Below are 12,155 nucleotides of genomic sequence, written 5' to 3'. Positions count from 1 at the left end.
CCCGGTCGGGAGGGGTCAGAGCTTGCGGAGGCGGACCCTGTTGATGGAGTGGTCGATGTCCTTGCGCAGGACCAGGGTGGCGCGGGGGCGGGTGGGCAGGATGTTGTCCACGAGGTTGGGCTCGTTGATGGTGCGCCAGAGGTGGTCGGCCTCGGCGCGGGCCTCCTCGTCGGAGAGCTCGGCGAAGTGGTGGAAGTGCGACTCCGGGTCGGCGAAGGCCGTGCTGCGCAGCGTCAGGAACCGGTCGGTGTACCAGCGGGCGATGTGCTCGGTGCGGGCGTCGACGTAGATCGAGAAGTCGAACAGGTCCGAGACGGTGAGGCTCGGCCCGGGCTGCAGGACGTTGAGTCCCTCGACGATGAGGATGTCGGGCTGGCGCACCACCTGCCGCTCACCGGGCACGATGTCGTAGGCGACGTGCGAGTACACCGGGGCCGAGACCTCGGGCGCCCCGGACTTGACCTCGGTGACGAAGCGCAGCAGCGCACGCCGGTCGTAGCTCTCCGGGAAGCCCTTGCGGTGCATCAGCCCGCGCCGCACCAGCTCCGCCTTGGAGTGCAGGAACCCGTCGGTGGTCACCAGGTCCACGCTCGGGTGGTCGGGCCAGCGGGCGAGCAGGGTGCGCAGGATGCGGGCGGTGGTGGACTTGCCGACCGCGACGCTGCCTGCGACCCCGATGACGAAGGGCACCTTGGTGCCGTGGGCCTCCTCGCCGAGGAACGTGGTGGTGCTCTCGTGCAGCCGCTGGCGGGCGGCGACCTGCAGGCTGATCAGCCGCGACAGCGGCAGGTAGACGTCGGCGACCTCGTCGAGGTCCACCGGCTCGCCGAGGCCGCGCAGCGCGACCAGCTCGTCCTCGCTCAACGGGAGGGGGAGCGCATCGCGCAGTTCGCGCCATTGCGCGCGGTTCAGCTCCACGTACGGGCTCAGTTCGCGAACGCGCGTCACAAGCACCCCTCAGCATCGAGGCCCGGTCCTACTCCCGGCAGCACCGGAAAGACCGGTGACGCCGGGGAAAACCCTAGGCATACGGCACGGGATAACGCTGTGATCCAGTGCACGCTGAGACGCAGGAGACACGACTCAACCGATCAACACCGGACCGGCGCAACGCGCGCGCCGGTCCGGTGCCGGGTGATCAGGAGTTCAGCTTCGACTTCCGGTAGCCGTAGGCGAAGTAGATGACCAGGCCGATGACGAACCAGCCGGCGAACCGCAGCCAGGTCAGCGGGTCCAGGAAGGTGACGAGCCAGATCGAGAACCCGATGCCGATGATCGGCACCACCGGCATGCCCGGCGTCTTGAACTCGCGCGGCAGGTCGGGCCGCTTGTAGCGGAGCACGATCACCGCGGCGCACACGATCACGAACGCCAGCAGGATGCCGATGTTGGTCAGCTCCGCCGCCTCGCCGATCGGCAGCACGCCGGCGATGACCGCCGAGGCGATGCCGATCAGCCAGGTGAACCGGGTGGGCACCTTGCGCACCGGGTGCGTCTTGCCGAACCACGCGGGCAGCAGGCCGTCGCGGCTCATCGAGTAGCCCACTCGCGTCACGCCGAGCATGAACGTGAACATGACGGTGAGGATGCCCAGGATCGCGCCGACGCCGATGATCGCGCCGAGCATCGGCAGGCCCACGTCGGCGAAGGCGGAGGCGAACGCGCTGTCGCCGTTGATCTGCTGGAACGGGATCATGCCGGTCAGCACCAGGCAGGCCAGCACGTAGAGCACCATCGAGATGCCCAGCGAATACAGGATCGCCTTGGGCATGTGCTTCTGCGCTTCCTTGGACTCCTCGGCGGCGGTGCTCATGGCGTCGTAGCCGAAGACCGCGAAGAACACCGTTGCGGCACCGGTGATCGCGCCGCCCGCGCCGAACGGGAAGAACGGCGTGTAGTTGCCGGTGTTGATGTAGAACGCGCCGACGCCGATGACCAGCAGCACCACGCCGACCTTGAGGTAGACCAGGAAGGTCTCGAACCGGGCGGCGCTCTTCATCCCCAGGTTCAGCATGAACGCGATGAACAGGCACAGCACCATCGCGAACAGGTTCACCACGTAGCTGCCGGGCGCGACGCCGTCCTCGCTCTCGGTTCCCGGCGCGCCAAGCATCCACGTCGGCAGGTCGATGCCGAGGTAGCCGAGGAGCTCGTTGAAGTAGCCGGAGATGCTGATCGCCACGACCGCGACGATCGCGGTGTACTCCAGCAGCAGGTCCCAGCCGATCAGCCAGCCGACGATCTCGCCTAGCACCGCGTAGCCGTAGGTGTAGGCCGACCCGGCCTTCGGGATCATGCCCGCGAACTCGGCGTAGGAGAACGCGGCGGCGGCGCTGGCGATGCCGGCGATGAGGAACGAGATCAGCACGGCGGGCCCGGCCTTCTCGTTGGCCACCGCACCGGCCAGGGAGAAGATGCCGGCGCCGATGATGCCGCCGACGCCGATGGCGGTGAGCTGCCACAGGCCCAGCGATTTGCTGAGGCCGGTCTCCTCGCCGTCGGATGAGATGGTCTCGATGGGTTTGCGGCGAAGGACTCCCCGCCCGGGTTGCAGGCCAGGTGCTGACACGGTCGACTCCATTGTTCGAATCACAGGTCGCGGCGAAACGTACGCCGCGAGGTCGAGTGTCGCGCTGTGCGCTCGAACGACAGTTCCCGCCTCGCGTTGTCCCATCCCACAACTCCCCAGGTGATCCACCCCTCCTGTCGCAAACAGCGACATTCGTCGCGCGAAAACCGGGGTTTTCGACGGGACGAACGCCGGCGTTTTCGGTGGGAGGGGTGGGGTGGTGGGCACGGGGCGTGACCGCAGCGGCGCGCGATCGTTAGTGTTCTCACCCGGAGCGTCGAAATGTCGGTCCCTGAGGAAGTGGGAGAGCGATGTCCAGTTACCGCACCGTCGTCGTGGGAACGGACGGCTCCGCGCCTTCGCTGCGCGCGGTCAGCCGGGCCGCCGAGGTCGCCGCTGCCGCCTCGGCGCGGCTGGTGATCGTCTGCGCCTACTACCCGACCGACCCGAAGGAGCTGGAGCGCGCCGCCGACCAGCTCGGCGACGAGGCCTTCCAGGTCATGGGCTCGGCCCCGGCGCAGGACACGGTGCAGACCGCCTCGGACACCGCCCGCGCGGCCGGTGCCACCGAGGTCGAGACCGTGGCGTCGGTCGGCGAGCCGGTCTCGGTGCTGGTGGAGGCCGCCGACAAGCACAGCGCCGACCTGCTGGTGGTCGGCAGCCGCGGGCTCAACACCCTCAAGGGGCGGATCCTCGGCTCGGTGCCCTCCGAAGTGTCCCGCCGAGCTGATTGCGACGTGCTCGTTGTCCGAACATCGCGATGACCGCATCCGGCGGATCGAGGAGATCCTCCTCGGTTCGCCGCCGCTCTACACCAAGGACGAGGTCGCCGAGGCCGCCGGTGTGCCGCTGGAGCGGGCCGAGCAGCTGTGGCAGGCGATGGGCTTCGCCCACGTCGAGTCCGATTCGGTGATCTTCACCGACGCCGACGTGGCGGCGCTGCGGGCGCTGGTGTCGCTGGTGTCGGCGGACGTGATCCCCGACGAGCTCGAGTCCGCGGTGGCCCGCTCGCTGGCGCAGACGATGTCGCGGCTGGCCGAGTGGCAGACGGGACTGTTCAAGTCGCTGCTGGGCGACACCTTCGGCGCCGACGTGGACACCACCACCGAGGTGGCGGCCGCGATCGTGCCCGTCATGGAGAAGATGCAGGACTACGTGTGGCGGCGGCACCTGGCCGCCACCGTGTCCCGCGAGCTCGACGAGCGCGACCCGGGCATCGACGAACGCGTCCAGGTGGTGGGTTTCGCCGATCTGGTCGGCTACACGCGGCTCATCCGCGACTTCACCGAGCTGGAGCTGACGCGGCTGATCGACGGTTTCGAGTCGCTGGCGGGCGGTGTGGTGGCGCAGAACCGCGGCCGGATCATCAAGACGGTCGGGGACGAGGTGCTGTTCGTGGCCGACAGCCCGGAGGAGGGCGCGGAGATCGCGCTGACCCTCAACGAGGAGATCGCCAAGAACGACCTGCTGCCGCCGCTGCGGATCGGTCTGGCGCGCGGCCCGGTGCTGGCGCGCTTCGGCGACGTCTACGGCTCGACGGTGAACATCGCCAGCCGCCTGACCTCGGTGGCCCGGCCGGCTTCGGTGCTCATCGACCGGGAGCTGGCGGGCGCGCTGCGCGGCCACGAGAGCTACAAGCTGATCTCGGTGGGCCCGACGAAGGTGCAGAGCTTCCGCGGCCTGCGCGCCTGGGCACTGCAGCGGCGCTAAACGCTGTTTCCAGTGGTTGCGTTGCTCAGCGGTGCGGGTGGCGGAACCTGAGCGCCTCCGTGGACTCCGTGCGCCGCTCCTTGAGTATGTGAATACGCAGCGTCACGGCGTACTCGCCCACGAAGGCGCTCAGAACCCGCGGCGGTGCAGGTTGCGTGGGTGGTGGAGGAGAATGCGGCTTCGCCGCATGAAGAACAGGTCTCCGGCCCGCGGCCACTACTCCGATCACGTCAAATGTGATCGAAATATCGCTGAACTTGCATGTATCACGCAAACATCGGCGATCACGTTCCCGACGTGGCCTCAACCTGCGGTTTTGCGATCACCGAAGATCGCGGAACCACCCGATGCCACCGGGTTTTGGGCTGTTCGTCGGCTTGCGGGCGGGTTCCGGTGCCTGGTTAAAGGGGGTGCTTGACTCCGGTTCCGGCATTACGGTCGAGGCATGGCGGATCGGGTAACGCCGATGATCGGCGAGCATTCCGACGACGTGGCCGAACTGGTCGCGCAGTACGCACAACTGCCGGCCGGAGCACCGGTCCGGCTCGCCAAACCCACCTCGAACCTCTTCCGGTTCCGCGCTCCGTCCGAAACGCCGGGGCTGGACGTCGGCCGGTTCACCAAGGTCTTCGGCGTCGACGCCGAAGCCGGAACCGCGCAGGTCCAGGGCATGGCGACCTACGAGCAGATCGTGGACGCGCTGCTGCCGACCGGGCACATCCCGAAGGTGGTGCCGCAGCTCAAGACCATCACGCTGGGCGGCGCGGTGGCCGGGCTCGGCATCGAGTCGACCTCCTACCGCAACGGCCTGCCGCACGAGTCGGTGCGCGAGATGGAGGTGCTCACCGGCGACGGGTCGGTGGTGGTGGCCCGCCGCGACAACGAGCACGCCGAGCTGTTCCGCGGCTTCCCGAACTCCTACGGCACGCTGGGCTACGCGCTGCGGTTGGAGATCGAGCTGGAGTCGGTCAAACCCTTCGTCAAGCTCCGGCACGTCCCGCTCGCCACCGCCGAGGAGTGCGCCGAGGCGATCGCCCGGGTGTGCGCGGACGGTGAATTCGACGGCGAGCCGGTCGATTTCGTCGACGGCACGGTCTTCACGCCGAGCGAGCACTACCTCACGCTGGGGTCCTACGTGGACTCGGCGCCGTTCACCAGCGACTACACCGGGACCCGGATCTACTACCGCTCGCTGCAGCAGCGGCGCACCGACTACCTGAGCATCCGCGACTACCTGTGGCGCTGGGACACCGACTGGTTCTGGTGCTCGCGCGCCATCGGCGTCCAGCACCCGCTGGTCCGCCGGTTCTGGCCCGCGCAGTACAAGCGCTCCGACGTCTACCGCCGCATCGTCGCCTGGGACCGCAAGCACTCGGTGACCGACCGGCTCGCGGTGCTGCAGGGCAAGGGCCTCAACGAGCCGGTGATCCAGGACGTGGAGATCCCGGTCGAGCGGCTGCCGGAGTTCCTGGAGTTCTTCCACCGGGACATCGGCATCTCGCCGATCTGGCTCTGCCCGGTGCGGTTGAGCGACACCCGCGGCTGGCCGCTGTACCCGATGGACGCCGAGACGCTCTACGTCAACGTCGGGTTCTGGGCGACCGTGCCGCTGCGACCGGGGGAGGCGCCCGGCAGGCACAACCGCGCGATCGAGCGCAAGGTCACCGAGCTCGACGGGCACAAGTCGCTGTACTCCAACTCCTACTTCGAGGAGGACGAGTTCTGGCGGCTGTACAACCGCCCCGCCTACCAGCGGCTGAAGGACACCTACGACCCGAAGGGCCGGTTGCCGGGGCTGTACGAGAAGTGCGTTCGCGAGCGCTGACTCGCGGGGGAAACGACACATCAAACTGGAGAGGAGACCCTCTGATGGGATGGGCAGGGGTGTTCGAGCGGATTCTCGGCGACGATCTGTCGATCGAGATCCGCGCCTTCGACGGCAGCCGGGCAGGCACCGCCGGAGCCGATGTGTGCGTGGAAGTCCGCTCGCCGCTGGCGTTGTCGCACCTGGCCGCCGCTCCCGGCGAGCTCGGGCTCGCCCGCGCCTACGTCAGCGGGGCCCTCGAAGTGCACGGGGACATGTACACCGCGCTGGCGGCGTTCCCGACGGTGACGCTCAACGACATCCCGCCGGAGCTGCGCAGGGAGCTGGCCTTCAAGCTCGCCGGCTACCGGTTCTGGTGGCCCGTGCGGGTTCCCGAGGTCGAACACCGCTCGTCGCGCGGGTGGCGGCACTCCAAGCGCCGCGACAGCCAGTCGATCTCGTACCACTACGACGTGTCCAACCGCTTCTACGAGTACGTGCTGGGCCCGTCGATGGCCTACACCTGCGCGGTCTACCCCGAGCAGGACGCGACCCTGGAGCAGGCGCAGTTCACCAAGCACGACCTGGTGGCCCGCAAGCTCGACCTGAAGAAGGGCCAGCGGCTGCTCGACGTCGGCTGCGGCTGGGGCGGGATGGTCATGCACGCCGCCGAGCACTACGGGGTGCGGGCGCTGGGCGTGACGCTGTCGCGGCAGCAGGCGCAGTGGGCGCAGAAGGCCATCGCCGAGCGCGGCCTGGCCGATCTCGCCGAGGTGCGCCACATGGACTACCGCGACGTGCGGGAGAGCGGGTTCGACGCGGTGAGCTCCATCGGCCTCACCGAGCACATCGGGGTCAAGCAGTTGCCGCACTACTTCTCGTTCCTGCAGGACAAGCTGGTGGCGGGAGGCCGGATGCTCAACCACTGCATCACCCGCCCGCACGGCCACCAGAAGGCCAAGCCGGGCAAGTTCATCGGGCGCTACGTGTTCCCCGACGGCGAGCTGGAGCCGGTGGGCACGCTGGTGTCGGCGATGAACGACCACGGGTTCGAGGTGCGCCACGAGGAGAACCTGCGCGAGCACTACGCGCTGACGCTGCGCGACTGGTGCCGCAACCTGGAGCGCAACTGGAAGGCGGCGGTCGCCGAGGCCGGCCTCGCGCGGGCGCGCGTGTGGCGGCTGTACATGGCGGCCTGCCGGCTGGGCTTCGAGCGCAACAACGTGCAGCTGCACCAGGTGCTGGGCGTCAAGCTCGACGGAGTCGACGCCCGGATGCCGCTGCGCCCGGCCTTCTGATGCGTCCGGCCTTCTGGTGCGAGCGATGAGTTCCGCTGCGTGAGCGGGTCTATCCCTTCAACCTGGTTCTCGACGGACGGAGGGATGGACCCATGTACGAGTTCACGCAGAAGATCACCCCGAACCTGTGGTTCGACACCCAGGCCGAGGAGGCCGCGAAGTACTACTGCTCGATCTTCCCGGACTCGCGGATCGTGCACGTCATGCACCACGGCGAGGCCGGTCCGGGCGATCCGGGCACGGTGCTCGTGGTGCAGTTCGAGCTGCACGGGCAGCAGTTCGTCGCGATCAACGGCGGCCCGCAGTTCCACTTCACCGAGGCGGTGTCGCTGGAGGTGATGTGCGAGTCGCAGGAGGAGGTCGACCGGCTCTGGGAGCGGCTCGGCGAGGGCGGCGAGCACGGCCCGTGCGGCTGGCTCAAGGACCGCTACGGCCTGTCCTGGCAGGTCACGCCGCGCCGCCTGCTGGAGCTGATCACCTCCTCCGATCCCGCGGTCTCCGACCGGGTCATGAAGGCCATGATGGCGATGGGGAAGATCGAGATCTCCGAGCTGGAGGCCGCTGCTCAGGGGTGAGCGCAGTTTTCATGAAAACTTCCCCCAACACACGACCGGGACCGTCGGTCGTGGGGAGTCAACGGAAACGTCCACCGATGTCGTCGAGGGTCATCGGCGGGATGAGGTCTGAGGACCTGGTTCTGGTCCAGTGGTTCCCGGTCCTGCGGCGCTCGTCGCGGGTGGTGAAGCGGTAGCGGTAGAGATCGGCTCGGACGAGCTCCGGCGGGTTCTCCGGGAACGGGTTGTGGCGGAGCAGGGCCAGCACCTCGGGTTCCGCGCGCAGCAGGGCGCGCAGGAAGCGCGGCAGCCAGGTGCGGCCGTAGGACGGGTTGATCGCGACGAACCACATCAGCCAGTCCAGGCGCAGGTGGTACGGGGCGATCTGCGGGGGTCGGCGCGCGGGATCACCGGGCTTGCCGCGGAACTCGTACTCCCGCCACGGGCCGTCGGGATCGTGCGCGCCCAGGACGACGACCTCGTAGCGGACGCGGGTGATGCTGCCGAAGGCGCCGTAGGTGTTGCCCAGGTGCAGCCTGTTGAAGCTGCGGTTCATCACCTGCCCGGGTCCCAGCATGTTGCGCACCGGCCAGTAGGCCAGCACGACGAACAGCACCGTCACCGCCAGCACCAGGACCGCGAACCAGCCCGGCGGGTCCGGTCGCGCGACCGGCGGGGCGCTGATCGCGGCGCAGGCCAGCGTGATGGTGAGCAGGTTCAGCCAGGCGAAGTTGCCGCTGAGCATCAGCCACAGCTGCGTCACCACGACGATCACGGCCGCGACGCTCGCCACCGGTTGCGGGGCGAACAGCAGGAACGGCGCCACCAGCTGCGTTCCGTGGTTGGCCAGCACCTCGACGCGGTGCAGCGGGCCCGGCAGGTGGTGGAAGGCGCGGCTCAGCGGTCCCGGCATCGGCTGGGTCTCGTGGTGGTAGTGCAGCGCCGTGAGGTCGCGCCAGCAGGAGTCGCCGCGCAGCTTGATCAGCCCGGCGCCGAACTCCACCCGGAACAGCAGCCAGCACAGCAGCCACAGGATCGGCGCGGGCGGGGCGAGGTGCGCCGGGCCGAGGAAGATCACCAGGAAACCGGCCTCCAGCAGCAGCGACTCCCAGCCGAAGCCGTACCAGACCTGGCCGACGTTGACGATCGACGAGTACAGGACCCACAGCAGCGTCCACAGCACCAGCCACGCCCACAGCGGTGCGAGGTCGGCGAACTGGGCCAGCAGGCTCGCCACGACGCCCGCCCAGCCCGCGCCCGCCAGCCAGCGGTCGGAGCTGCGCAGGTGGAACAGGCTCGGTGCCCGCCGGAACGGCACCCGCTCGACGAACCGGACGACCGGGGTGAGGCCGCGCTCGCCGAGCAGACCGCGGAACTGGCGCAGGAAGCAGGCGAAGCCGATCAGGTAGGTCAGGGCGATCAGGTGGACGACGGCGAACCGCGCCGCCTGGTACTCGGGTGCGCTCAGCCAGTGCCCCATCGCCGCACCTCCTCTCGCCCGGGGCGCCCCCGACTAGAATCGCGCATCTGCGAGCGGTGTGGAGGGCAAGGCTGTGCTGGACGACGTGGTGGAGCTGCTGGCCTGCCCGCACTGCGGCGGTGACCTGGGGCGGGACGGCGATGCGCTGCGGTGCCCGTCGAACCACGCGTTCGACTTCGCCCGGCAGGGCTACGTCAGCCTGCTCTCCGGCCGCAGCAAGGTCGTCGGCGACACCGCCGAGATGGTCGCCGCCCGCGCCGGGTTCCTCGAAGCCGGGCACTACGACCCGATCGCGGACGCCGTCGCCGACGCGGTGACCGGTGACGGCCCGGTCGTGGACGTCGGCGCGGGCACCGGTTTCTACCTGAACCGGGCCCTGGGCGAGCGGCTCGGCGTGGCGCTGGACGTCTCCAAGTACGCCTGCCGCCGCGCCGCCAAGGTCCACCCGCGCATCGGCGCGGCCGTCGCCGACGCCTGGCAGCCGCTGCCGATCCGCACCGGAGCCGCGGGCACCGTCCTCAACGTCTTCGCACCGCGCAACGCCCCGGAGATGCGCAGAGCCCTGCGCCCCGGCGGCGAACTGGTCGTCGTGACCCCCGAGCCCGGTCACCTGTCCGGGCTGGTCGACCGGCTCGGGCTGCTGCACGTCGACGAGTCCAAGCAGGACCGGCTCGCCGACCAGCTCGCGGGCCACTTCACCCCGGTCGACCAGCGTGCGGTGGAGTTCCGGCTCCACCTGACCCGCGACGAGGCCCGCGCCGCGATCGCGATGGGACCCAACGCCTGGCACACCACGCCCGAGGCCCTCGACGCCGCGATCGCGGAGCTGCCCGCCCCGCTCGCCCCGGCGGTGGCGGTCACGGTCGCCCGCTACCGCCGGGTCTGAGCGTCCGGCCTGGTCAGCGCGGGGTGTGGACCGCGCGCGGCAGGTTCCAGGGGTTGTCGTCCCGCAGCGCCGGCGGCAGCAGCGCGGCCGGGACGTTCTGGTAGGTGACCGGGCGGAGGAAGCGGTCGAGCGCCGCGGTGCCGACCGAGGTGAAGCGGGCGTCCGTGGTGGCCGGGTAGGGGCCGCCGTGCTGCATCGCGGGGGAGACGGCGACGCCGGTCGGCCAGCCGTTGAACAGCACGCGACCGGCGCGGTCCCGCAGCAGCGGCAGCAGGGTCGCGACGAAATCGGTGTCGGCGTCGTCCGCGTGCACCGCGGCCGTCAGGTTGCCCTCGAACGCCTCCGCCGCGCGCCGGGCCTCGTCCTCCGAGGCGTAGGTGACCACGATCGACAGCGGCCCGAAGACCTCCTCCAGCAACGCCTCCCGGTTCGCCAGCAGCGTGTCGACGTCGGTGGCCAGCAGGGTCGGCACCGCGCCGTCCGCCGCCTCACCGGCGGCACCTTCGGCCAGCACCCGCACGCCCGGGACCTCGGTGACCGCCGCGCGGCGCGAGCAGTAGCCCTCGTGCAGGCGGTCGTTGAGCAGCCGGTGCGCGGCCACCGCGGCCGACTCCTCCGCGAGGGCGGCCTCCAGGCCGTGGTCGGCGGGCAGGAACAGCAGGCCCGGCTTGGTGCACAGCTGGCCGGCGTTGCCCGAGTAGGAGGTCACGTAGCCCTTCGCGATGTCGGCGCCGCGCGCGGCCACCGCCCCCGGGGCCGCGAACACCGGGTTGAGGCTGCCCAGCTCGCCGAAGAACGGGATCGGCTTCGGCCGCGAGTTCGCGATGTCGAACAGCGCCCGCCCGGCCGGGACCGAGCCGGTGAACGCCGCCGCCTTGATCCGCTCGTCGCGCAGCGCGGCCGTGCCGATCTCGAAGCCCAGCACGACGCCGAAGGTGCCCTCCGGCGCGCCCGCCGAGCGCAGCGCGTCGGCGACGATCTCGCCGGTGCGCACCGACAGCTCCGGGTGGCCGGGGTGGCCCTTGAGCACCACCGGGCACCCGGCGGCCAGCGCGGCGGCGGTGTCGCCCCCGGCGACCGAGAACGCGAACGGGAAGTTGCTTGCGGCGAACACCAGCACCGGGCCCACCGGCAGCAGCATCCGCCGCAGGTCCGGCTTCGGGCCCAGCGCGAAGTCCGCGTCGGCCTGGTCGAAGGTGACCCGCAGGTGCTCGCCGGTCTCGATGGTCTCGGCGAACAGGCGCAGCTGGAACGTGGTCCGCTTGAGCTCGCCGGTCAGGCGGCCCTCCGAGAGGTGCGACTCGCTGATGGCCAGCGGGATCAGCTCACCGGCGGCCGCGTCCAGCGCGTCGGCGACGGCCCGCAGCTGGCGGGCCCGCTCGGCCGGGGGCTGCGCGCCGAACGGCTCGGCGGCCTCGGCTGCCCGCTGCAGCGCGGCGTCGAGTTCGGCCTGGGTGGTGTCCGGGATCTGCGTCGCGGTCAACGTCCCATCCTTTGCGCGATCGAGAGAAGTCCGCCACCACCGTAGTACGCCGGACAACCGACACGCCGCACGGCGTTCGGCATGACGTACGGGTCCGGGAGGTGACCGTACGTACGGGGTCCGGGGGAGGTGACAGTTCTCATGAAAACTGTCACCTCCCCCGACCACGGAAGTTTTCATGAAAACTTCCCTCCTCCTGGGGACGGGAGGGACGTGCGGACTCCTGGAGTGGGGAAGTTTTCATGAAAACTGCGCCGGGTCACGATCGAGGAGATCCCCGTGGTCCCCTCACCACCACTTGCACCGAGAACCCGACACTCCCCCTCACGGGAGGGTGGTGGAGGTGGGGGCAGTTTTCATGAGAACTGTGG

General features: G+C 69.9%; 10 protein-coding genes. 6 read left to right on the top strand and 4 right to left on the bottom strand.

The genetic code is table 11. From position 1 onward, the window contains the following. Positions 1-15: 15 nt before the first annotated feature. Positions 16-948, bottom strand: coding sequence for a type I pantothenate kinase (coaA, locus tag QFW96_RS02875; protein WP_281453889.1), 933 nt, complete (start codon positions 946-948; stop codon positions 16-18). Between the two features lie 190 nt (positions 949-1,138). Further along, positions 1,139-2,569, bottom strand: coding sequence for an amino acid permease (locus QFW96_RS02870; RefSeq protein WP_281453888.1), 1,431 nt, complete (start codon positions 2,567-2,569; stop codon positions 1,139-1,141). A 311-nt stretch (positions 2,570-2,880) separates the two neighbouring features. Here QFW96_RS02870 and QFW96_RS02865 point away from each other — a divergent pair, with 311 nt between their 5' ends. The 5 genes from QFW96_RS02865 to QFW96_RS02845 all read left to right on the top strand — a co-directional run bounded on the left by QFW96_RS02865 (position 2,881) and on the right by QFW96_RS02845 (position 7,956). Beyond that, a complete protein-coding gene (locus QFW96_RS02865; protein WP_281453887.1) occupies positions 2,881-3,333 on the top strand; it encodes a universal stress protein in 453 nt (150 codons plus the stop codon). Beyond that, positions 3,314-4,279 (top strand): adenylate/guanylate cyclase domain-containing protein, encoded by a 966-nt coding sequence (locus QFW96_RS02860; RefSeq protein ID WP_281453886.1) that lies wholly within the window; start codon positions 3,314-3,316, stop codon positions 4,277-4,279. The genes QFW96_RS02865 and QFW96_RS02860 overlap by 20 nt, the downstream gene beginning before the upstream one ends. A gap of 445 nt (positions 4,280-4,724) precedes the next feature. After that, the gene (locus tag QFW96_RS02855) at positions 4,725-6,104 is read left to right on the top strand and encodes an FAD-binding oxidoreductase (protein WP_281453885.1); all 1,380 of its coding nucleotides are present in this window, start codon (positions 4,725-4,727) and stop codon (positions 6,102-6,104) included. Between the two features lie 44 nt (positions 6,105-6,148). Next, complete coding sequence (locus QFW96_RS02850; protein WP_281453884.1) at positions 6,149-7,381, top strand: class I SAM-dependent methyltransferase; 1,233 nt, start codon at positions 6,149-6,151, stop codon at positions 7,379-7,381. Positions 7,382-7,473: 92 nt separating this feature from the next. Next, entirely contained in the window at positions 7,474-7,956 is a 483-nt protein-coding gene (locus QFW96_RS02845; RefSeq protein ID WP_281453883.1) for a VOC family protein, read from the top strand. A 58-nt stretch (positions 7,957-8,014) separates the two neighbouring features. Here QFW96_RS02845 and QFW96_RS02840 read toward each other — a convergent pair whose 3' ends face one another. After that, positions 8,015-9,415, bottom strand: a complete 1,401-nt coding sequence (locus QFW96_RS02840; RefSeq protein WP_281453882.1) for a lipase maturation factor family protein — start codon at positions 9,413-9,415, stop codon at positions 8,015-8,017. Between the two features lie 73 nt (positions 9,416-9,488). Here QFW96_RS02840 and QFW96_RS02835 point away from each other — a divergent pair, with 73 nt between their 5' ends. Continuing rightward, the gene (locus QFW96_RS02835) at positions 9,489-10,301 is read left to right on the top strand and encodes a putative RNA methyltransferase (RefSeq protein WP_281453881.1); all 813 of its coding nucleotides are present in this window, start codon (positions 9,489-9,491) and stop codon (positions 10,299-10,301) included. Between the two features lie 13 nt (positions 10,302-10,314). Here QFW96_RS02835 and QFW96_RS02830 read toward each other — a convergent pair whose 3' ends face one another. Then, the gene (locus QFW96_RS02830; protein ID WP_281453880.1) at positions 10,315-11,784 is read right to left on the bottom strand and encodes an aldehyde dehydrogenase (NADP(+)); all 1,470 of its coding nucleotides are present in this window, start codon (positions 11,782-11,784) and stop codon (positions 10,315-10,317) included. Between the last annotated feature and the right edge of the window lie 371 nt (positions 11,785-12,155).

The sequence above is a fragment of the Saccharopolyspora ipomoeae genome (genome assembly GCF_029952525.1).
In the GTDB taxonomy this organism is placed as follows: Bacteria; Actinomycetota; Actinomycetes; order Mycobacteriales; family Pseudonocardiaceae; genus Saccharopolyspora; species Saccharopolyspora ipomoeae.
The sequence above is the reverse complement of the archived record's forward strand: the minus strand, read 5'-3'. Positions and strand labels throughout refer to the sequence as shown.

Excerpts from the sequence above, each read along its gene's own strand:
- QFW96_RS02865 (WP_281453887.1), top strand. The coding sequence starts at position 2,881 with ATGTCCAGTTACCGCACCGTCGTCGTGGGAACGGACGGCTCCGCGCCT.
- QFW96_RS02855 (WP_281453885.1), top strand. The coding sequence starts at position 4,725 with ATGGCGGATCGGGTAACGCCGATGATCGGCGAGCATTCCGACGACGTG.
- QFW96_RS02850 (WP_281453884.1), top strand. The coding sequence starts at position 6,149 with ATGGGATGGGCAGGGGTGTTCGAGCGGATTCTCGGCGACGATCTGTCG.
- QFW96_RS02845 (WP_281453883.1), top strand. The coding sequence starts at position 7,474 with ATGTACGAGTTCACGCAGAAGATCACCCCGAACCTGTGGTTCGACACC.
- QFW96_RS02840 (WP_281453882.1), bottom strand. The coding sequence starts at position 9,415 with ATGGGGCACTGGCTGAGCGCACCCGAGTACCAGGCGGCGCGGTTCGCC.